The organism is Novosphingobium sp. KCTC 2891, from assembly GCF_025938155.1.
Classification (GTDB): Bacteria; Pseudomonadota; Alphaproteobacteria; order Sphingomonadales; family Sphingomonadaceae; genus Novosphingobium.
This window is the reverse complement of the sequence record NZ_JAPCZG010000002.1, coordinates 1-22,015: the sequence shown is the minus strand read 5'-3', so window position 1 is coordinate 22,015 and position 22,015 is coordinate 1. Positions and strand designations below refer to the sequence as shown.

The 22,015-nt window shown below is 67.3% G+C and carries 16 protein-coding genes and 1 pseudogene; 9 read left to right on the top strand and 8 right to left on the bottom strand.

Annotated features, from left to right (window positions below):
- Positions 1-14: 14 nt before the first annotated feature.
- From OLX02_RS03730 to OLX02_RS03720, 3 genes are all read right to left on the bottom strand, one after another.
- On the bottom strand, positions 15-2,489 hold the full coding sequence (locus OLX02_RS03730; protein WP_264420366.1) for a TonB-dependent receptor: 2,475 nt from the start codon (positions 2,487-2,489) through the stop codon (positions 15-17).
- A gap of 183 nt (positions 2,490-2,672) precedes the next feature.
- On the bottom strand, positions 2,673-3,653 hold the full coding sequence (locus tag OLX02_RS03725; protein ID WP_264421151.1) for a LacI family DNA-binding transcriptional regulator: 981 nt from the start codon (positions 3,651-3,653) through the stop codon (positions 2,673-2,675).
- Between the two features lie 103 nt (positions 3,654-3,756).
- Positions 3,757-5,079 carry an MFS transporter gene (locus tag OLX02_RS03720; RefSeq protein WP_264420365.1) on the bottom strand — a complete coding sequence of 441 codons (1,323 nt, stop codon included), beginning with the start codon at positions 5,077-5,079 and terminating at the stop codon, positions 3,757-3,759.
- 391 nt (positions 5,080-5,470) lie between these two features.
- Between OLX02_RS03720 and OLX02_RS03715 the strand changes: the two genes are divergently transcribed.
- The 3 genes from OLX02_RS03715 to OLX02_RS03705 are packed head-to-tail and all read left to right on the top strand — an operon-like array spanning position 5,471 to position 11,248.
- Positions 5,471-8,575, top strand: coding sequence for a response regulator (locus tag OLX02_RS03715; protein ID WP_264420363.1), 3,105 nt, complete (start codon positions 5,471-5,473; stop codon positions 8,573-8,575).
- Positions 8,572-9,432: a CheR family methyltransferase gene (locus OLX02_RS03710; RefSeq protein ID WP_264420361.1), complete on the top strand. Its 861-nt coding sequence runs from the start codon at positions 8,572-8,574 to the stop codon at positions 9,430-9,432. The genes OLX02_RS03715 and OLX02_RS03710 overlap by 4 nt, the downstream gene beginning before the upstream one ends.
- Positions 9,422-11,248 carry a response regulator gene (locus OLX02_RS03705; RefSeq protein ID WP_264420359.1) on the top strand — a complete coding sequence of 609 codons (1,827 nt, stop codon included), beginning with the start codon at positions 9,422-9,424 and terminating at the stop codon, positions 11,246-11,248. Before OLX02_RS03710 ends, OLX02_RS03705 begins: the two co-directional genes overlap by 11 nt.
- A 76-nt stretch (positions 11,249-11,324) precedes the next feature.
- Here the strand turns inward: OLX02_RS03705 and OLX02_RS03700 are convergent, their stop codons facing one another.
- Entirely contained in the window at positions 11,325-11,975 is a 651-nt protein-coding gene (locus OLX02_RS03700) for a TetR/AcrR family transcriptional regulator (protein WP_264420357.1), read from the bottom strand.
- Positions 11,976-12,074: 99 nt separating this feature from the next.
- Between OLX02_RS03700 and OLX02_RS03695 the strand changes: the two genes are divergently transcribed.
- From OLX02_RS03695 to OLX02_RS03670, 6 genes are all read left to right on the top strand, one after another.
- The gene (locus OLX02_RS03695; RefSeq protein WP_264420356.1) at positions 12,075-13,118 is read left to right on the top strand and encodes a phosphotransferase family protein; all 1,044 of its coding nucleotides are present in this window, start codon (positions 12,075-12,077) and stop codon (positions 13,116-13,118) included.
- A 20-nt stretch (positions 13,119-13,138) separates the two neighbouring features.
- The gene (locus tag OLX02_RS03690) at positions 13,139-13,876 is read left to right on the top strand and encodes an SDR family NAD(P)-dependent oxidoreductase (protein ID WP_264420354.1); all 738 of its coding nucleotides are present in this window, start codon (positions 13,139-13,141) and stop codon (positions 13,874-13,876) included.
- Between the two features lie 25 nt (positions 13,877-13,901).
- Complete coding sequence (locus OLX02_RS03685) at positions 13,902-15,128, top strand: acyl-CoA dehydrogenase family protein (protein ID WP_264420352.1); 1,227 nt, start codon at positions 13,902-13,904, stop codon at positions 15,126-15,128.
- A 77-nt stretch (positions 15,129-15,205) separates the two neighbouring features.
- Entirely contained in the window at positions 15,206-16,753 is a 1,548-nt protein-coding gene (locus OLX02_RS03680; RefSeq protein WP_264420350.1) for an acyl-CoA synthetase, read from the top strand.
- 13 nt (positions 16,754-16,766) lie between these two features.
- A complete protein-coding gene (locus tag OLX02_RS03675; RefSeq protein WP_264420348.1) occupies positions 16,767-17,807 on the top strand; it encodes an alcohol dehydrogenase family protein in 1,041 nt (346 codons plus the stop codon).
- 134 nt (positions 17,808-17,941) lie between these two features.
- A complete protein-coding gene (locus OLX02_RS03670) occupies positions 17,942-18,643 on the top strand; it encodes a peptidylprolyl isomerase (RefSeq protein ID WP_264420347.1) in 702 nt (233 codons plus the stop codon).
- Here the strand turns inward: OLX02_RS03670 and OLX02_RS03665 are convergent.
- The 4 genes and pseudogenes from OLX02_RS03665 to OLX02_RS03650 form a co-directional block, all read right to left on the bottom strand.
- Positions 18,640-19,893, bottom strand: a complete 1,254-nt coding sequence (locus OLX02_RS03665; RefSeq protein ID WP_264420345.1) for an adenosylmethionine--8-amino-7-oxononanoate transaminase — start codon at positions 19,891-19,893, stop codon at positions 18,640-18,642. The genes OLX02_RS03670 and OLX02_RS03665 overlap by 4 nt on opposite strands.
- Entirely contained in the window at positions 19,890-20,510 is a 621-nt protein-coding gene (gene bioD / locus OLX02_RS03660; RefSeq protein ID WP_264420343.1) for a dethiobiotin synthase, read from the bottom strand. Before bioD ends, OLX02_RS03665 begins: the two co-directional genes overlap by 4 nt.
- The gene (locus OLX02_RS03655; protein WP_264420341.1) at positions 20,507-21,667 is read right to left on the bottom strand and encodes an 8-amino-7-oxononanoate synthase; all 1,161 of its coding nucleotides are present in this window, start codon (positions 21,665-21,667) and stop codon (positions 20,507-20,509) included. Before OLX02_RS03655 ends, bioD begins: the two co-directional genes overlap by 4 nt.
- Positions 21,668-21,681: 14 nt before the next feature.
- A pseudogene (locus tag OLX02_RS03650) lies at positions 21,682-22,015 on the bottom strand (biotin synthase); the annotation flags it as partial.

Below are 22,015 nucleotides of genomic sequence, written 5' to 3'. Positions count from 1 at the left end.
GTGCGACCCGGGGCTTAGAAGGTGTACTTGACCGAGGCGGAGATGGTCCGCCCGTTGATCGAGCGGGCGCGGACGAAGTTGGTGGCGTTGTCGACGATCGCGCCTTCCTCCGCCTCGGTGATGCCGGTGGCGTTGAAGAGGTTGTTGGCGTTGAGCGAGACTTCGACGTTGTCCACGGGATGCACGTTCACGAAGGCGTTGACCTGCGCATAGGCGGGGAACACCAGCTGGTTGTTGTCCTGCGCAAAGGCTTTGGTCGTGCCGATCACGTTGAAGCCCACGCGCGCCGCGCCGAAATCGAGCGCCGGGGTGAACGAATAGAGCAGCTCGGCCTGGCGGCGCGGGCGGTTGCCTTCATTGGCCGGCGTGATCGCGTCCTTGGCAATGGTGGCGTGCGTATAGGTCGCGCCCGCGCGCAGGTCGAAGATACCCTTGCGGTAGGCGGCTTCGAGTTCCAGCCCGGTCGCCTTGTAGACGCGGCTGAAGAAGCGCTGGCTGGTCGCCTCGAAGTTCTGCTCCTGCGTCTTGGCATGGAAGCCGGTCAGGAACAGCGCGAACGGACCGGAGCGCAGCTTCACGCCGAGTTCGTACTGGTTGACGTAGTTGATCGCATCGGCCTTGCGCACGGATCCGTCGGGCTGGATCAGGCCGAACAGCAGGCGATCTGCATTGGCGCGGCCGCCGCGGCTGGCGCGGGCGAACACCGCCAGGTCATTGCTGACGCGGTAATTCGCGCCAACCGACCACGAGACGTAGTGGACGTTGTAGTTCACCGGCGAGGCGGCGCCGTTGTTCATCACCGAGACGCTGGTTTCGGTGGGGTCGATCGTGCCGTTCTGGTTGACATCGAGCACGGCCTGCGTCGCCCCGGCATAATCGCCGCGCGCCTTGACGCTGTCGTAGCGGATCGAGGCGTCGAAGTTGACGGGGCCGACCTGCGCGTTGAACGCGGCGTAGGGGGCGATGATGTCGTAATCGACGTTGTAGCTGCGCGTGCAGCAGTTGCCCCAGAAGGGCACGCCATAGGCATAGAGGCCGTTCTGCGAGAGAACCTTGCCGCTGGCGTTGTCCATCACATTGAGCAGCGCGGCGTTGTGGCCGTTCACTTCCATCAGGAAGCTGTCCCACACCCAGTCCATGTCGATGGTCTGGCGCGCATTGTAGAGGCCGGCGGTGAGCGAATAGTCACCGAAGGTCTTGGTCAGCTTGAGGTCGTTGGTGAAGCCGCCGAAATCGTTGATGTCGACGTTGAACAGGTGCGTGCGCATGGCCAGGCCGTTGGCCCCGCCGGTGAACGCCTTGCCCGCATTCGGGCCGGTGGCATACTGGAGCGAGTAGGCGCCCGCCGCGCCGCCCGAGAAGCTGCCGTTGGCGAGATAGTTGCCGGTGCTGTCGGCAATGCCCTGCGCGCCGCCGATCTCGGCGGGGAAGGGCGAGACGAACCGGCCCTTGACCGACTGGTAGCGGAAGCGTTCTTCCAGCTTCAGCCCGTCCGCCACGTCGAACACCGCTTCAAGGCCGACTGCGTTGACCAGCGGACGCATCCCGTCCTTCAGGTTGGTGGTGCGGCGGTTGTTCTGGCCGTCCAGCCCGGTGGCGCTGGTGAAGTAGGCGCTCTGGATCGTGTCGGACTTGATGTCGAACCCGTCGATCGAGCCGAAAGTGGGATTGGCGTTGGTGCCGGTGACGCGCGTGGGCATCGGCAGGTAGCTGATCGCGTGATCGTCAAGGTGCTTGAAATAGACCCGGACGTAGCCGGCATCGAACTTGCGCGTGAGGTTGGCCTTGATCTGGTAGCCGCGGTTGGCGGTGTAGCCCGCATCGCGCGGACCTTCGCCCGAACGCCAGAAACCGCCGACGTTGAACGTGGTCTTGTCGTCGATGTGGCCGCCATAGTCGAAATCGACGCGGTAATCCTCGTAGTCGACGCCCGCCGTGGCCATCACCACGCCGCCATCCTTCTCGCCGGTGTTCGAGATGAAGTTGATGACGCCGCCGGGCGCGTTCGAGGCCAGCGTGGAAGCGCTGCCGCCGCGCACGGCCTGGATCGAGGCGATGGTCTGATCGGCGCGCAGGAAGATGTCGGCGTTGCCGAAGGCGATGTCGCCGAACTGCATGACGGGCATGCCGTCTTCCTGCAATTGCAGGAACTTCGCGCCGCCCGAGGCGACCGGAAGGCCGCGCACGGCGATATTGGCGTTGCCGTCGCCGCCGGTCGATTCCGAACGGATGCCGGGGATCGAGCGGAAGATTTCGGCGGTGGTGCGCGGCGCGGCTTCGGCGATGGCGGCGGCGCCGAGCGAGGACACCGAAACCGAACTGTCCAGCTTGTTCACGGCGCGCGGCTGTGCGGTGACGACGATCTCGTTCATGCCCAGCGGATCGGCGGCGGCATCATCGGCCGCAGGCTGCGGATTGGCGTCCTGGGCAAGGGCCGGCGCGGAAAGCGCGCACAGGGCGACGGACGCGAAAAGGAAAACGCTCTTCATGACATACCTCCCAGATGGCCCTGCGTGGGGACCGATGGCGGTCGCTGGACGACCGCTCGGGAGTTGGATACGCATTTCAGCAAACGTTTGCAATCAGAATAAGCAATCGTTTGCTGAAATGCGTGACAATCGCTTGGCGACGGCTTTCACCCGCTGTCCAAGTATTTTGAATCGGGCTGTTTTTTAGCTGGACTCGCGTTCCACCAGACGCGGCGTCAGCGTGACCGAGGCAACATGCTCGCCCGCAAGGCGGCGGCACAGCAGATCGACCAGCAGCCGGGCGCCGCCTGCGATGTCCTGGTGCACGGTGGTGAGCGGGGGGGTGGCGATTCGCGCAACGAGAACATCGTCGAAGCCGATGAGCGACATGTCGCGCGGCACCGCGATGCCGTGTTCGGCGGCGGCACCGATCACGCTCATCGCGATGATGTCCGACGCGGCAAAGATCCCGTCGGGACGGTTGCCGGCGCCGAAATAGGCCATGGCGGCTTCGTAGCTGCCTTCCGGAGTCAGGTGGACCGGCACGATGTCCACGTCGCGGCGGATGTCATCGGGCAGGGTTTCGAGAAACCCGGCTTCACGCGCGGCGAATTCGGGCGCGGCGATGTTGCCGAAATAGGCGAGGCGCCGACGACCGCGCGCAACGAGGTGCCGAGCGGCGATCTGGCCGCCGGCGACATTGTCGCTGCCCACGGTGATATAGGCATTGGCCGGGTCATGCGCGCCCCAGACCACCATGTTGCGATAGCTCCTGGCGGTGCGGTTCAGCGTGGCGCCCTGGTCCGACTGGCCAATGACGATGATCCCGTCGGTCCGGCCGGAGCGGACGAAATCGTCGAGCCAGTCCTTGCGCTTGGGCAGCACGCGCGACAGCAGCAGGTCATAGCCGCGTTCGGCCAGCTCGTCGGCCAGATGGCCGAGCATCGCGCTGAAGAACGGATCGGACAAGTGCTGGCACCGCTCGTGGCCCAGCGGCAGCAGCACTCCGATGGCGCCCGTGCGGCCAAGCCGCAGGTTCTGCGCGGCAACGTTGAGCCGGAAGCCATGGGCATCGGCGAGCGCGCGCACGCGTTCGCGCGTCTTTTCGTTGAGCGTGCCCTTGCCCGTCAGCGCGCGGGACACGGTCGAGACTGAAACCCCGGCGATGCGCGCCAGATCGGCGATGCTGCGCACCTCGGGCCGCTCCGCCGGACGATCAGATTGCGAACCTGTATCAGTCAACCCGCCAACCCCGTTTCGAGACCCCGTGCCGAGCGTGACAGGCCGGTTACGCGGCGCTCCTTTCGGGCGCGGTCCGGACGATCAGCGTCGCCGCGCCTGCTGCTAGCATGAAAACACCCGAAAGTAGCAATATGTTACGTGGATCCCCGCCCAACAGCGGCTGGTAGATTACCGGCACGACCAGCGTTTCGATCAGCATGGGCAGCACGATGAACATGTTGAAGATACCCATGTAAACGCCGGTCCGCTCCGGCGGGATCGCGCCGGCCAGCATGACGTAGGGGTTGCCCATCATGCTCGCCCAGCCGATGCCGATACCGGTCATCAGCAGGAACAGCGTGGTCCGGTCGGTAGCGTGGGGGATCGCCAGCATGGCAAGGCCCGACAGCGCGACGGCGGCGGCGTGGACGTTGCGCGCGCCCAGCCGGGTGGCCAGGGGAATCATCGCCGCGGCGGCAACAAAGGCGATGGCGTTGTAGACCGCGCCCGCCTGCCCGGCGAGAAGCACGGCCTGACGGAAGGCGGGACTGGCCGGGTCGCTCGTCTGGAAGATCGAGCGCGCCAGCGCGAAGGCCACGAACTGCCAGTAGGCGAACATCGCGAACCACTGGAACAGCATCGACAGCGCCAACTGGCGCATCGGGCGCGGCATTTCCGCCACCGCCGCGGCGAAATCGCGCAGCGCCGTGCCGGGCGACAGGCGCTCGCTGCGGATGCGCACGATTTCCGCTTCGGACAGCGGCAGCTCCGGAACGCGGATCACCGACCACAGGATCGTGGTGAGAGAGATCACCGCGCCCGCGACGAAGGCGATCCGGGTGACCTGGGGGATGCCGTTGGCATCGACCGCGTCGGCGCTGAATCCCCACCACACCAGCAGCGAAGGCGCGAGATAGGCCAGCGTCTGCGACAGTCCGGTGAACGCGCTCTGCACGAGGAACCCGGTGGTGCGCTGGTCGGCGTCGAGCCGGTCGCCGACATAGGCGCGGTATGGCTCCATGGTGACGTTGTTGGCGGCATCGAGCATCCACAGCAGGCTGGCGGCAAACCACAGTGCCGGGCTGTAGGGCATGAGCAGCAGGCCCAGGCTGCACAGCAGTGCGCCGACGAGGAAATAGGGCGTCCGGCGGCCGAACCGGCTCACCGTGCGGTCGCTCATCGCGCCGACGATGGGCTGGACGAGCAGCCCGGTGACAGGGCCGGCCAGCCACAGCAGCGGCAGGGTCGCCTCGTCCGCGCCAAGGAAGCGGTAGATCGGCCCCATGTTCGCCTGCTGCAGCCCGAACGAGAACTGGATGCCGAGGAACCCGAGGTTCATCTCGATGATGCGCAGCAGGCTCATCCGCGGCTTTGCCGTCAGGTCACGCATGAATTGTCCTCATCCCGTTCGCCCGATGTTATCGCGGGCCTTGGCAAGCGGATACAGCAATGCGACGAATATGGCAAACGTTTGCTGAATGACCGGGCGTCGCTATCCGATGCGGCGATAGAGCGCCGAATCTCCCTCGGCCGCACTTTGGTCCATCCCTCGAAGCGCGCTGGTGCGGGCGCACCGCTGCGCTGTCGGTGGCTGCCGTATTCATGCGCCGCACCATTGCAGATGGGCCGGGCCTGCGCATCTGTCTTTGGTTAGCTGCTCTCACGCACAGGGTGGTGCCGGGAACCGGGCCGGCGCTGAGGCGTTGCCCTGCGCAATACGATCGTCGTGCGCGAAGTGGGGGGCGGCTCGATCGACCAGGGTGTCCTCACAGAGTAACCAGATGCCTTTCCAGCGCGGCGTTGCCGCCCGTAATCTGCTGAGCCTTGCCCTTATCGCCATACTCGGCCTGACGTTCGCGGCGGATCTCGTGTTCCCGCTCGGCACTGCCGTGTGGGTCATCTATCTGGTGCCGACCGTGCTGGCGTTCCTGTCGGACCGGCCGTGGGTGCCGGTGGCGTCAGCGGCGATGGCCACGGTACTGACGATTGCAGGGTTCTACCTCGCGCCCGCCGGCGTCGATCCCTCCGTCGCGATGGTCAACCGCACGCTGGCAACGCTGGTGGAGATCGCGCTGGCGAGCCTTGGCGTGATGTTCATCCGTTATCGCAACGAGGCGGTGCGCCAGCAATGGCTGCGCGACGGCGAGGCGGGACTGGCACTGGCGGTCGGCGGCGAGCAGGGGCTGGACGATCTGGGCCGTGCGGCCTTGCGCTATATCGCCGGTCGCACCGGCGCTTCGGCCGGGGCCATCTATGTGCGTGATGGCGAGGGCTTCCGCCGGATCGCAGCGCTGGGCGTGCCCGAGTCCGCGCCGCTGCCGCAGCGATTGTCACGCGATGACGGCATCGCCATGCGCGCGGTCGACGAAGGCCGCACGATCACCATCGACCAGGTGCCCGATGGCTATTTCAGCTTCGGTTCCGCGCTGGGCCGGGCGCGTCCCGGCCGGCTGGTGATCGGCGTGACCGAAGTGGATGGCACGGTGAACGCCGTCGTCGAGCTCGGCTTCCTGGGTGAGGCCGACGTGACCGGTGCCGACGTGGCGGCCTATCTGGACCTCGTGCGCCGCCAGCTCGGCGTCGCCATCCGTTCGGGCAAGTACCGCGCGCAGCTTCAGGCGCTGCTGGCCGAGACGCAGCAGCAGGCCGAGGAATTGCAGGCGCAGGGCGAGGAACTGCGTGCCAACAACGACGAGCTGGAAGCGCAGACGCGCGCCTTGCAGGCGGCGCAGGGCGAGCTGGAGCAGCAACAGGCCGAGCTCGAACGGAGCAACGTGCAGCTTGAAGAGCAGGCGCGCTCGCTCGAGGCGCAGCGCGACGAACTGGAGCGCGTGCAGGTCTCGCTCAAGGCGCAGGCGGGCGAACTGGAGCTGGCCAGCCGCTACAAGAGCGAATTCCTCGCCAACATGAGCCACGAACTGCGCACGCCGCTCAATTCCCTGCTGATCATGGCACGGCTGCTGGCAGACAATCGCGGTGGCAACCTGACGGGCGAGCAGGTGCGTTTTGCCCAGACGATCGAGACATCCGGCAACGACCTGCTGACGCTGATCAACGACATCCTCGACATTTCCAAGATCGAGGCGGGGCGGCTGGAACTGCAGCCCCGGCGCGTGCGGCTCGCGCCGCTGCTGGAGAAGATCGCGCAGGGCTTCCGCGCCTCGGCCGAGAGCAAGGGGCTGATGCTGGCGGTCAAGATCGACCCGGACGTGCCGCAGGACATCGAGACCGATCCGCAGCGGCTGGAGCAGGTTCTCAAGAACTTCGTCTCGAACGCGATCAAGTTCACCGACAGGGGCGAGGTCGCGCTCGAAGTGCACCGCCAGGAGCGGCATCGCATCGGCTTCACCGTGCGCGACACGGGGCCGGGCATCGCGCCCGAGCAGCAGGACGCGATCTTCGAGGCGTTCCGGCAGGAGGATGGCACGATCAGCCGCAAGTATGGCGGCACCGGGCTGGGCCTTTCGATCTCGCGCGAACTGGCGCGTCTGCTGGGCGGCGGCATCTCGCTCGACAGCACGCCGGGGCAGGGCAGTGCCTTTACGCTGGACCTGCCGGACGCCTACGATCCCGCCTCGGTCCTCCCGCCGCCGCCCGCCGCGGCTGCCCCGCTTCGACCGGCATCCCCGCCTCCCCCTGCGACGGCCATGGTGCGCCCTGCGGCGTCCGAGGATGACCGCGAGGTGCTGTCGGGTGACGCGCGGGTGATTCTGGTGGTGGAGGACGATCCCGTGTTCGCCCGCATCCTCAGCGATCTGGCGCACGAGATGGGCTTCCAGTGCCTGATCGCGGGCACCGCCGACGAAGGCGCGCTGATGGCGCGGCAATACTTGCCCCATGCGGTAATCCTCGACATGAACCTGCCCGATCACACCGGGCTGTCGGTGCTCGACCGGATCAAGCGCGACACGCGCACCCGGCACATTCCCGTCCACGTCGTCTCGGTCGATGACGATACGCTCGCCGCACTGTCGAGCGGGGCGGTGGGCTATCTGCTCAAGCCGGTCCGGCGCGAATCGCTGGTCGGGATGCTCGAAGGGCTGGAAGCGCGCATGGACCAGCGCCTGCGCCGCGTGCTGGTGGTGGAGGACGACGTGGCCCAGGCCGAAAGCGTGCGCCATCTGCTCGCCTCCCGCGATGTCGAGACGGTGGAAGCGCACAGTGCGGCCGCCTGTCTGGAACGACTGGGCAGCGAGACGTTCGACTGCATGGTGCTCGATCTCAACCTGCCCGACATGCCGGGACTGGACCTGCTGGAAAAGCTCAGCACCGACGAGAGCGTCGGCTTCCCGCCGGTGATCGTCTACACCGGGCGCGATCTTTCGGCGGAAGAGGAACTGCGCCTGCGGCGTTATTCCAAGTCGATCATCGTCAAGGGCGCGAAAAGCCCCGAACGCCTGCTCGATGAAGTGACGCTGTTCCTTCATCAGGTCGTGGCCGACCTGCCTGAGCCGCAGCAGAAGCTGCTGGCCAAGGCGCTGACCCGCGATGCGGCGCTGGAGGGGCGCCATATCCTCGTCGTCGAGGACGATATCCGGAACGTCTATGCGCTGACCAGCATCCTTGAGCCGCACGGCGCGCGGGTGCGGATCGCGCGCAACGGGCTGGAGGCGCTGAACGAGCTGGAAAAGGCAGCCAGGGGCGAGGCGCTGCCGGTGGAACTGGTGCTGATGGACGTGATGATGCCGGAAATGGACGGCCTCACCGCCACGCGCGAGATCCGCAAGCAGGGCGCGTGGCGCGCCCTGCCGATCATTGCGCTGACCGCCAAGGCAATGGCGCGCGACCAGCAGGACTGCCTCGATGCCGGGGCCAACGATTACCTCGCCAAGCCGCTCGACGTGGACAAGCTGCTGTCGCTGGTGCGCGTGTGGATGCCGCGATGATCACCGCGCCCGACACCACCGAGGAGATCGAACTGGACCTCCTGCTGGAAGCGATCTGGCGGCGTTACCAGTTCGATTTCCGCAACTATGCGCGCGAATCGCTGCGCCGGCGGATGGACCGCGCGCGCCTGCATTTCGGCTGCGCGACCTTTTCGGAGCTTCAGCACCGTGTTCTGCACGATCCCGGCGTGCAGCCGGCGCTGATGGGCTTCCTGACCATCCAGGTCAGCGAGATGTTCCGCGATCCGGCCTACTTCCTCGCCCTGCGCGAAAAGGTCGTTCCCCATCTGCGCACCTGGCCTTCGCTCAAGGTGTGGATCGCGGGCTGCGCCAATGGCGAGGAGTTCTATTCGCTGGCGATCCTGCTGCGCGAGGAAGGACTGGAGGAGCGCACGATCTTCTATTGCACCGACATCAACCCGGCCGCGCTTGAAAAGGCGAAGGCCGGGATCTACGATCTGGATCGCATTCCCGGCTTCACCCGCAATCACCGTGCGGCGGGGGGCAAGGGCTCGCTGTCGGACTACTACACGGCGGCGTTCGGTGCGGCGCGGTTCGATCCCAGCCTGCGCCGGCGCACGGTCTTTGCCGACCACAACCTGGCCAGCGACGAGGTCTTTTCCGAAATGCAGCTGATTTCCAGCCGCAATGTCCTGATCTATTTCGATCGGCAGTTGCAGGACCGCGCGCTCGGGCTGTTCGGGCGCTCGTTGGCGCGGGGCGGGTTCCTGGGGCTGGGATCCAAGGAAACGCTGCGCTTTTCTGCCCATTCCGATGCGTTCGCCGATTTCGTGCCGGAGGAGAAGATCTTCCGCCGCAATGTCGTGCCGGTGACGGAGACGCGCGATGCAGCTTGAGCCGGTCCGCATCCTGGCGGTGGACGATATCGAGGAGAACCTGCGCGCGCTGGAAGCGTTGCTCCAGCAGAGCGGGATCGAGGTGGTCAAGGCGCGCAGCGGCTTCGAGGCGCTGGAATTGCTGCTGAAACAGGATTTCGCGCTGGCCCTGCTCGACGTGATGATGCCGGGCATGGACGGCTTCGAACTGGCCGAACTGATGCGCGGGATCGAGCGGACGCGCGGCGTGCCGATCATCTTCCTGACCGCGCTTGCCACTGACGAGCGGCGCAAGTTCCGCGGTTTCGAGGCGGGAGCGGTCGATTACCTGCTCAAGCCGGTCGATCCGCAGGTGCTGGCAAGCAAGGTGGGCGTGTTCGCGCAGCTCGCGCGGCAGCGGCAGGAACTGGCTCGGCAGCGCGACGAACTGGGCCTGGTGCTGTCGCGGCTGCGCGCGCACAGCGACAATTCCCCGCTGGGGATCATCGAAATCGACGCCGACCTGCGCGTCATCACCTGGACCCGTTCGACCGAGCGGATGACGGGCTTCGCCCGCGCCGACGTGCTGGGCCTCCAGATTTCGCAGGTGCCGTGGCTGCCCGAGGACGGGCGCGCGGATTTCGTGCGGGCGATGCAGGCGCTGCTTGACCGGGGCGAGGCGAGTGAGACGATGCACCACCGCATGGCGCGCGCCGACGGCGTGACGATCGATGGTGAATGGTATTGCTCGTCGCTCACCGGGCCCGATGGCCGGGGCACGCTGGCGCTGCAGGTGCTCGACGTGACCGAGCGGCGCCGGGCGGAGGAGACGCAGGCGCTGCTGGTGGGCGAACTCAACCACCGCGTGAAGAACTCGCTCGCGACGGTCCAGGCCATCGCGACGCAAAGCGTGCGTCACTCGCGCTCGCCCGAGGCTTTTCTCAAGACGTTCACCGGGCGCCTGCAGGCACTGGCGCGCGCGCACTCGCTGCTCAGCGCGGCGACGTGGGAAGGGGCGAGCGTGGCTGAACTGATCGCCGAGCAACTCGCGCTGGGGGCCGTGCCCACCGGACGGCTCAGCGCGTCAGGCCCCTCGGCCTATCTGGCGCCCGAACCGGCTCTGCGGCTGGCGATGGTGTTCCACGAACTCGTCACCAACGCGATCAAGTACGGTGCGCTGTCGGATACGGCGGGGCGCGTGGATGTGACCTGGGACGTGTGCGAGGGCACACTGCTGCTGGACTGGCGCGAAAGCGGCGGCCCGGCGGTGGCACCGCCCGATCACTCGGGGTTCGGCTCGCGGCTGATCCAGTCGAGTCTGGGCGGCGAGGCGCGATCCGAATTCCGCCCCGAAGGCGTGCATTGGACGCTGCGGATGCCGCTGGCGCAGGGCGCATCCTGCGCGGTGCCTCCCGTCAGGTCGGCGCCGACAGGTCCTGACTCGCGTGCCGATGGCCTGTCGATCGCGGGACAGCGCGTGCTGATCGTCGAAGACGAACCACTGGTGGCCATGGAACTCGAAATGCTGCTGGAGAACGCCGGCGCGGTGCCATTGGGGCCGGTCACCACTTGCGCCGAGGCGATCGAGGCGATTGCCTCGCAGCGTCCCGACATTGCCCTGCTCGACGGCAATCTGCATGGCGAAAAGGTGGACAAGGTGGCCGCGGCGTTCGACGCGGCGGGTGTGCGCTTCGCCTTCGTCAGCGGTTACGGGCGCGAGCATCTGCCCGCCTGCTTCGCCGACCGCCCTGTGGTGGGCAAGCCCTTCGACGCGGTGCAGCTGCTGAACGTGGCGCGCCAGCTGGCGGCGGCAAGTTCTTTGGCGCCCGCAGGATCGAAATCCGCAGCCCTGCGTTGAGGTGGCATGACGTGAGCGCATGAAGTGAACTTCAGGGGCATCGGCCAAGGCCGGTGCCCCTTTCATTTGGTGTCGTTCAATCGGGCGCAGGGCCGCCTTCGAGGATGGCCGCCAGCGCCTGTGCCACGCGCGCGAGCGTGGCCGGGTCGGTCCACGTGGGATGCGGGCGCGAGGTATCCGCTAGTTCGCTTTCGCGCGCCGACAGAATCCCGCCGAGCGCCGCGCCCATGAACAGCAGCCGCTGGTTGACCAGCGTGGGGGCCACGTCGGCCATCAGCCGCCGGGCATGATCGAGGCAGCGCTGGTAGCCCGAGTTCCATTGCCCATCCACGGCGTCCATGAACAGGCGCCGGTTCGACAACTGGATCATCACCACGAAGCGGTTGTAGCAGTCGCTCCACGGCGGATCGGAAGGCAGCAGCGAGGAGCGGACGAGCAGGTCGGTCACGTCGAACAGGCGGGCCGGGCCGCTGCGCGCTTCCAGGTCGTCGAGCATCCGGTTGCGCAAGTCATCGATCAGGCGCGCGCCGTGGACGATCACCGCGCGCACCAGCGCTTCCTTCGATCCGAAGTGATAGCCCACCGCGGCGTGGTTCTTCTGCCCGGCGCCCTCGGCGATCTGGCGCACGGTCACGCCGTCGATGCCATGTTCGGCAAACAGGCGGAGCGCGGCTTCCTTGAGCATTTCCGCCGGATCGGCGCGGGGCACGGGGGCGGAACTGGCCATGGCCTGCAAATACCTTTTGACACGCGGCTAAGTCAAACACATTATCCATCTGGATAAGAGATTCGACCCGAGCAAAATCGGGAGACTGGTGGAGGATACGTGAGCGAGGCGGATGCGATCGCCGGTGTGGACCTGGCTGCGCTTGTGGCATGGATGGACCGCGAGGGGCTGGGCCATGGCCCGCTCGAGGCGGTGGAGCAGCTTTCGGGCGGCACGCAGAACATCCTGCTGCGATTCGGCCGTGCCGGGCGCACCTATGTGCTGCGGCGCCCCCCGCCGCACCTGCGCGCCAATTCCAACGAGACGATGCGCCGCGAGGCACGCGCGCTGGCCGCGCTGGCGGGCACCGATGTGCCGCACCCCGGCCTGATCGCGGCCTGCCCGGACGACAGCGTACTGGGCGCGGCGTTCTATCTGATGGAGCCGATCGACGGCTTCAACGCGGCGCAGGGGCTGGAGCCGCTGCACGCGGGCGATGCGGCGGTGCGCCACCGCATGGGCCTCGCCATGGTCGATGCCATCGCCGCGCTGAGCAAGGTGGATTACCAGGCCGTTGGCCTCTCGGATTTCGGCAAGCTCGACAACTGGCTGGGCCGGCAGGTGGGCCGCTGGGCCTCGCAGCTCAAGAGCTACGAGGAATTTCCCGGCTGGACCGGACCGCAGGCGATCCCCGGCGTCGACAAGGTGGCGCGCTGGCTGGAGGATCATATCCCGCCCAGCTTCCAGCCCGGTATCATCCACGGCGATTTTCACTTCGGCAACGTGATGTTCCGCCACGACAGCGGCGAACTTGCCGCGGTGGTCGACTGGGAACTGTGCACCATCGGGGATCCGTTGCTCGACCTCGGCTGGCTGGCCGCGACCTGGCCCGAGGAAGGCCGCCCGCGCGCGACCGACGTGGCGATCACGCCGTGGGACGGCTTCGCCACGATCGACGAGCTGGTCGCTCGCTATGGCCAGCAGACCGGGCGCGATCTTGCCCACTTCGACTGGTTCGCGGTGATGGCCTGCTACAAGCTGGGCATCATCCTTGAAGGATCGAACGCCCGCGCCTGCGCCGGCAAGGCCCCGCGCGAGATCGGCGACCGGCTCCACGCCCACACCATCGACCTGTTCGAGCGCGCGTTGCGCCGGATCGGGTGAGAGAGAGGACAGCTTTTCGCATGATCGACGATACCGATTTCACCGGCAGGAAAGTGCTGGTCGTGGGCGGCTCCAGCGGCATCGGCAACGGCATAGCCCATGGTTTCCGGATGCGCGGTGCAGACGTTCACGTCTGGGGCACGCGGGCCAAGGCAGAGGACTATGATCCGGCCGATGGCTCGGACCTGGCGGGCCTTGGCTATACCTGCGTCGACGTGGGCGATCCCGATGCGATCGAGGCGGCGCCGGCTCCGTTCGACGGGCTGGACGTGCTGATCCTGTGCCAGGGCACGGTGGTCTACCGCCGCGGCGAGTTCGAGCGCGAGGGCTGGGACCGGGTCATGGCGGTCAATCTCGACAGCCTGATGCACTGCGCGCGCAAGTTCCGCGGTGCGCTGTCGCAAACGCAGGGATCGATCGTGATCGTCAGCTCGATCTCGGGGCTGAAGGCCAATATCGGCAACCCCGCCTATGCCGCGTCGAAGGCCGGCGCGATCAGCCTGACCAAGACGCTGGGGCAGGCCTTTGCCGCCGACGGCATTCGCGTGAACGGTCTCGCGCCCGGCCTGGTCGACACCAAACTGACCCGCGTTACCACCCGGAACCCGCAGCGACTGGAAGGCGCGCTGGCCGCCATCGCCCAGCGCCGCGCGGGTACCCCCGAAGACATGGCGGGCGCGGCGATCTTCCTTGCCAGCCCGCTCGCATCCTACGTCACCGGCCACACGCTCGTGGTCGACGGCGGCCTTTCACTCTGACTTTTTCCGAAAAGAGGCACCAACGATGATTTTCGAACATACCGACAAGGTGAAGGGCCTGATCGCGCAGATCGAAGCCTTCATGGATGAACACATCTATCCCAACGAACAGGCCTATACCGACTTCGTCCACGACCAGAACAACCTCTGGAAGGAATGGCCCGGCATGGAGGCGCTCAAGGCCAAGGCCAAGGCGCTCGGCCTGTGGAACCTGTTCCTGCCCCACGAATATGGCGAACTCTCGCCCGGCCTGACCAATCTCGAATATGCCCCGCTGGCGGAAATCTTCGGCCGCGTGCCGTGGTCGAGCCAGGTGTTCAACTGCTCGGCCCCCGATACCGGCAACATGGAAGTGCTGGCCAAGTTCGGCAGCCCGGAGCAGCAGGAAAAGTGGCTCAAGCCGCTGCTCGATGGCGAAATCCGCTCGGCCTACGTGATGACCGAACCGCAGGTCGCCTCGTCGGACGCCACCAACCTTGAACTGTCGATCATCCGCGATGGCGACGACTACGTGCTCAACGGGCGCAAGTGGTGGATTTCCAACGCGATGCACCCGCGTTGCGACATCTGGATCGTGATGGGCAAGAGCCGCTTCGATGGCGATCGCCACACCCAGCACTCGCAGATCCTGGTCGAACCCAAGACTCCGGGCATCACCATCGTGCGCCACCTGTCGGTGTTCGGTTCGCACAATTCGCCCGGCGGCGAATGCGAGCTGCGCTTCGACAACGTGCGCGTTCCGGCCGGAAACCTGATCCTGGGCGAAGGCCGGGGCTTCGAAATCGCGCAAGGGCGCCTCGGGCCGGGCCGCATCCACCACTGCATGCGCTCGATCGGTCAGGCCCAGCGCGCGCTGGAATTCATGGCCCGCCGCGCCGACAGCCGCGTCGCCTTCGGCAAGAAGCTGGCTGACCAGTCGAGCATCCGCCAGGACGTCGCCCGCAGCTTCTGCGAAGTCGAAATGGCCCGCCTGCTGACGCTCAAGGCTGCCGATGCGATGGACCGCTATGGCAACAAGGTGGCGAAGGACCTGATCGCCGCGATCAAGGTCGTCGCCCCCACCATGGCGCAGACGGTGTGCGACCGCGCGATCCAGGTCCACGGCGGCATGGGCGTGAGCGGGGACACCCCGGTGGCCTCGTTCTTCACGCTCAACCGCTTCGTGCGCCTCACCGATGGACCCGAAGAAGTCCACATGAGCCAGCTCGGCAAGCAGAAGATCCAGGAATACGTGCGCAGCAACGCACGCTGACCTGACCTGACCGGTCGAGGGCCGGAGGCGCTGCGGGCGCTTCCGGCCTTCGCCACACGATCTGCGGGAGAGAGACGATGGGCTGGATCAAGAGCGGCGACCAGACGCTGACGCCGGAGCAGTTCGACGCACGCGCGCGCAAGGCGGCGACCGTGCTGCAGGACTTCGGCATCGTGCCGGGCGATGGCGTCGCGCTCTATCTGCGCAACGACCTCGCCTATTTCGAAGCCGTCTTTGCCGCCGGGATGCTCGGCGCCTACCCCGTGCCGGTGAACTGGCACTATACGCCCGATGAAGCGGGCTACCTGCTGCGCGACAGCGCGGTGAAGCTGCTGATCATCCACGCCGATCTGCTGCCGCCGATTGCAGAGGCCGTGCCCGAGGGCCTTGCCGTGGTGATCGTGGACACCCCGCCCGAAGTGCGCGCCGCTTACGGCCTGCCCGAAACCACCTTGCCCGCAGGCGCGCCGTTGTGGGGCAAGCTGGTCGATGCCGCCGCGCAGTTTGCGGGCGAACCGCAGCCGCCGCTGTCGTCGATCATCTACACCTCTGGCACCACCGGCCGCCCCAAGGGCGTGCGCCGCGCGCCGTTCACGCCTGAACAGGGCGAGGCGGTCAACATGATGCTCGCGCGCTCCTATGGCTACATGGACGTGATCGAGGGCCGCGCCGCGCCCGACAGCATCACCACCGCCGTGATCGGCCCGGTCTACCACTCCGCGCCCAATGCGCATTCGGCCTTCTCGATCCGGCTGGGCGCCAACGTGGTGATCTGTCCGCGCTTCGATGCCGAGGAATTGCTGCAACTGATCGAGCGGGAGAAGATCACGCACCTCAACATGGTGCCGATCATGTTCAACCGCCTGCTGCGCCTGCCGGAAGAGGTGAAGCGCAAGTACGACCTGTCCTCGCTGCGCTTCATCACGCACGCCGCCGCGCCCTGCCCGCCGCCGGTCAAGCGTGCGATGATCGAATGGTGGGGGCCGGTGATCAACGAATATTACGGCTCGACCGAGATGGGCAACGTCACCAGCCTGACTTCGGAAGAATGGCTGGCGCACCCCGGTTCGGTGGGCAGGATCATGCCCGGCGTCGATCTGCGCGTGGTGGACGAGGCGGGCAACGACGTTCCGCCGGGCACGATCGGCGAAGTGATCGGACGCGGGCGCCATGGCAGCGACTTCACCTACCAGAACGCGCCTGAAAAGCGCGCGGCGATGGAAAAGTATGGCCTCATCACGCCGGGCGATGTCGGCTATTTCGATGCCGATGGCTTCCTCTATCTGTGCGACCGCAAGAACGACATGATCATTTCGGGCGGGGCGAACATCTACCCGGCCGAGATCGAGGCCGAACTGCACAAGCTGCCCGGCGTCGCCGATTGCGCGGTGTTCGGCATTCCCGACGAGGAATTCGGCGAAAGCGTGATGGCGGTGGTCCAGCCGATGCCAGGCGTGACCCTGCACGCCGACGACCTCAAGGCAGAGCTGCGCAGGGTGATGACCGCCTACAAGGTGCCGCGCCGGATCGACTTCGCCGACAGCCTGCCGCGCGAGGATTCGGGCAAGATTTTCAAGCGCAAGCTGCGCGAGCCCTTCTGGGCCGGGCGCGAACGCGCGATCTGAGGGAAGGCAAGCGATGAAGGCCCTGCGTTATTACGGCGAACGCGACATCCGGCACGAGAGCATGGACGATCCTGCGCTCCTGTCGGACCGCGATGCGATCATCAAGGTCGATGCCTGCTCGATCTGCGGATCGGATCTGCACATCTACCACGGCCACGGCTTTTCCGAGGACGTCGGCTTCTGTGTCGGCCACGAGGCCGTGGGCGAAGTGGTCGAAGTTGGCCGGGGCGTCCACCGGCTGAAGGCAGGCGACAAGGTGATGATCCCGGCGGCAGTCGGCTGCGGCGCGTGCCGCGCCTGCCTCGCCGGGGTGGTCAACCTGTGCGAGAACAACGGGGCGGGCTGCTACGGACTTTCCGCCAAGCTCCAGGGGTCGCAGGCCGAAGCGGTGCGCGTGCCCGCCGCCGACATGAATGCGGTGAAAATCCCGGACGGCGTCGACGCCGAGCAGGCGCTGATGATGACCGACGCGCTGGCGACCGCGTGGTACGGCGCACGCATGGCGGACATCGTGCCCGGATCGAGCGTGGCGGTGGTCGGTCTTGGCCCCATCGGGCTGATGGCGGTGGACAGCGCTTTCGTGATGGGCGCGCACGTGGTCTATGCGATCGACCCCATCGCCGAACGCCGCGCGCTGGCCGAGGAATCGGGCGCCATCGCGCTCCACCCGGACGAGGCGATGGAGCGGATCAAGGAAGACACGCACGGCCGCAAGCTCGATTGCGCCATCGAAGTGGTCGGCAGCGACAAGACGGTCGATTTCGCGCTGCGGCTGGTGCGCCCGCGTGGAACCGTCTCGGTGATCGGGGTGCAGCAGTCGCGCCGCTTCCCGTTCCCGCTGGAGCGCGCGTTCGCGGCGGGGCTGACCTTCCGCACCGGTACCTGTTCTGTGCCCGAGGAACTGCCCGCGCTGTTCCCGCTGGTGCAATCGGGGCGCCTGCGGCCGGAGCGCTACATCAGCCACCGGATGCCGCTGTCGCAGGGTGCCGAGGCCTATCGCCTGTTCGAGGCGCGCGAGGCAGGCGCGCTCAAGATGGTGATGCTGCCGGACTGACGAATGGCCGCACTGGCAGACGAAAGGAGCGGCCGGCCCGTGGCCTGCCGCTCCCGTTCCCACGCTGTTCCTCGCCTTGGCCAGGCGCCGCACCGAGGCTGGAAAGTGCGCGCCGGCTCGGGCAGCATCGAGCGATGAACCGTCGATTCGTTCTTGCCGCCGCGCTTCCGCTGTTGATCGCCCTTTCTGCGGCCGCGCCGCGCAAAGCCGCTCCCCACCCCGCCCCGCCGCTACCCGAACCCGTCCTGCACGACACCGAGCGGGTCGCGATGACCACCGAAGCGGGCACCATCGTCCTCGATCTCGATGGCAAGCACGCGCCGGTCAGCACGGCGAACTTCCTGCGCTATGTCGATCAGAAGCGCTTCGACGGGATCGTGTTCTACCGGGCGATGCATCTCGACTGGGGCACTCCGCCCAACGGGCTGGTGCAGGCGGGCGTGCGCGGCGATCCGAAGCGCGTGCTCAAGCCTATCGCGCATGAGCCGACGAACGTGACCGGCGTGCTGCACAAGGCCGGCACGATCTCGATGGCGCGCTATGCCCCCGGCACGGCGACTGGCGATTTCTCGATTCTGCTGTCGGACATGCAAGGGCTGGACGCGCAGCCCGATTCCACCAACCCTGAGGCGCAGGCGGGCTATGCTGCGTTCGGTCACGTGGTGGAGGGCATGGACACGGTGCGCCGGATCTGGGATGCGCCGATCTCCGCCACCGCCGGCGAAGGCGCGCTCAAGGGGCAGATGCTGGAGAAGCCGGTGAAAGTGCTGACCGTGCGCCGGATAGCGCTTCCCGCAGCGCCGCCGTCACCCCCCGCTTCACCGCTCGCGAACTAGCCCGCCAGCGTCCGCGCCGCTTCGGCGATGGCGCCTTCCACTTGCGCGTGGTCGGCCTCGTCGAGGCAATAGGGCGGCATCACGTAGATCGTGTTGCCCAGCGGGCGCAGCAGCACGTCCGCTTGGCGGAACATGGCCATCAGCCGGGGGGCGAGCGACGAGAGATAGCCGCCGTCGGGCACTTCGAGGTCGAGCGCGGCGATGGTGCCGCAGCGCCGGGTGTTGCGCACGCCGGGCAGGGCGGCGAGCCGGTCGAGCATCGCCTGCTGCCGGATGCCCAATGCCGCGATTCGCTCGCGCACGGGTTCCTCGCGCCAGATCGCGAGGTTTTCCGCCGCGGCTGCACAGGCAATCGGGTTCGCGGTGTAACTCGACGAATGATAGAACATCTTCGCGCGGTCGGTGGACCAGTGCGCCATGAAGATCTCCTCGCGCGCCATGGTGACGGCGAGCGGCATCGATCCGCCGGTCAGCCCCTTGGCAAGGCAGAGGATGTCGGGCGCTACGCCGGCCTGTTCGCAGGCGAGCAGCGTGCCGGTGCGGCCCCAGCCGGTCATGACCTCGTCTGCGATGAACAGCACATCGTGGCGGCGGCAGACTTTAGCCATCGCGGCCAGCACCTCGGGCGGATAGACCAGCATCCCACCCGCGCCCAGCACCAGAGGCTCGACGATGAACGCGGCCGGCTTTGCCCGGCACGCGGTTTCGAGCGCGGCGATGGTGTTGGCGCCGTCTCCCACCGGGAACGGGATCGTGCCCACGTCGAACAGCAATGGCTCGTACGGTGCGTTGAACACGCCGCGCTCGCCGATCGACATCGCGCCGATGGTGTCGCCATGATAGCTGTGTTCCATCACCAGGATGCGCTGGCGGCCGGAACCTTCATGCGCCCAGAAGCCCAGCGCCATCTTGAGCGCGACTTCGACGCAGGTGGAGCCGCTGTCGGAGAAGAACACGCGCGTCAGCTCGGGCGGCATGATCTCGACCAGCCCGCGCGCCACCGCCTCGGCCGGTTCGTGCGTCCAGCCGGCGAAGATCAGCTGGTCCAGCTTGCCCGCCTGCCGGCGGATCGCCTCCATGATGCGCGGGTGGCAATGGCCATGGGTGGTGACCCACCAGCTGGAAATCGCGTCGATCACGCGGCGCCCGTCGGCCGTGTAGAGCGCAGCCCCGTCGGCATGGGTGACGAGGGGAACCGGTTCCTGCAGCCCGTGCTGGGTGAAGGGATGCCAGACGGGCGAGCCGGTCATGCAAAATCCTCGATGCGGAAATGCGCGGCGAAAGCGGCAGAGACACTGGCGCGATCCAGCGTTTCCAGCCGGGGCAGGCGGCCCAGATTGCGCACGTCGCCCATGCCGCAGATTGTCATCTCGCTGTCGGCCACTTCGTCGCCCACGAAGGCGATGCCGCGGATGGCAACCCCGCGCGCGCGCAGCACTTCGATGGTCATCAGGCTGTGGTTGATCGTGCCCAGCGTGGTCCGCGCGACGACGATCACCGGCAGGTTCCACCAGGCGAAGATATCGGCATAGGTGGTGTTGCGGGTGACCGGCACCAGTGCGCCGCCTGCGCCTTCGACCACCAGCCGATCGGCGCCTGGCAGCGCCAGCCGCGCCATGTCGATCGCGACGCCGTCGATCTCTGCCGCGCGGTGGGGCGAGCAGGGCGTGTTCAGCAGATAGGCCTCGGGAAGCACGCGCTCGGGCGGAAGACCGCCCAGCCGGGCGACGTGATCCCGGTCCGCGCCTTCGTCGAGGCCGGACTGGATCGGCTTCCAGTAATGGGCTTCCAGCGCGCCCGCGAGGGCTGCCGAGAACACGGTCTTGCCGACGCCGGTGTCGGTTCCGGTGACGACGAAGCGGCTCATCTCAGCGCTTCCGCCAGCACGTCGGCCAGCGCATCGACATCGCCTGGGGTGGCATTCAGCGTCAGCGAGATACGCAGCCGGCTGGTGCCCTGCGGCACCGTGGGCGGGCGGATGCCGCGCACGTCGAAGCCGGCTTCCTGCAGCTTGCCCGCCACAGCCATCGTGCGCGCGTCCTCGTGCAGGATCAGCGGCAGGATCTGCGATCCGCTGCGCAGCGCGCCCAGCGGCGTCAGGCGGTTTTCCGCATGACGGACCAGCGCGGAAAGCCGTTCGCGGCGCTCGGGCTCGTCGGCCAGCATCCGGATCGCTTCACGCACGGCGGCGCAGACCAGCGGCGAGGGCGCGGTCGAGAAGATGAAAGGGCGGCCCCGGTTGACCAGGAAATCGCGCACCACGCGCGGCCCCAGCACCAGCGCGCCTTCGCAGCCCAGCGCCTTGCCGCAGGTGCGCAGGACGATGGTGTCCGGCCGTCCGTCCAGCTCGGCGGCAAGGCCGCGTCCGTTGGGGCCGAACACACCGGTGGCATGGGCCTCGTCGATGAACATGATCGCCTCGTGCCGGCGCGCCACTTCGGCGAAGTCGGCCACCGGCGCGCAATCGCCGTCCATCGAATAGAGCGTCTCGAACGCCAGCCAGATGCGGCCGGTGTGGCCGGCGGCCCGCCATTCGCGCGCGGCGTCGTCGAATGCCTGCGGATCGTTGTGGGCGGCGGAGACCGACGTGGCGCGGGTGAGGCGCAGCCCTTCGTGCATCGAAGCGTGGACCAGCTCGTCATGGACGATCAGGTCGCCCTTCTGCGGCAGCGTGGAGAGCAGCGCGACATTGGCGGCATATCCGGCCGAGAAGAACAGCGCACTCTCGGCCCCGAAGAAGGCGGCGGCTTCGGCCTCCAGCACTTCGTGTTCGGGATCGTTGCCGCGCAGCAGCCGCGACCCGCCCGAGCCGAGCGGCACGCCGCGCCCGATGGCTTCCTGCACCGCAGCCGCAAGGCGCGGCGAGGACGACATCGAGAGATAGTCGTTCGACGCGAAGTCGATGCCCCGGCGCGGGGTGAGCGACCGCAGGCGGGCGCGTTCGCCCAGCGCGGCGAGATCGGCAGTGTGCGCCTTCCACAGGCTCGCGGCAGTAGCCTCGGGGGCGGCACCGGGCGCGGTCATGCGCGTTGCCACGTTCAGGCCGCGCAGCCGCCCGAGCAGCCGCCCACGGCCTTCATGGCGCGCAGCGGCTCCTCGCCTTCCATGGGCTTCAGGCCCAGCCGCGCGAACATCGCCGCGTCGGCATCGTCGCCGGCATTGGCGGCGGTGAGCAGCTTGTCGCCGGTGAAGATCGAATTCGCGCCGGCCATGAAGCACAGCGCCTGCGTCGCTTCCGACATGCTCTCGCGCCCGGCGGAGAGGCGGACCATCGACAGCGGCATGGTGATGCGCGCCACCGCCACGGTGCGGACGAACTCGATGTCGTCGATCTTGGCGAGCGGGGTGTCGGCCAGCATGTCGCCCAGCACG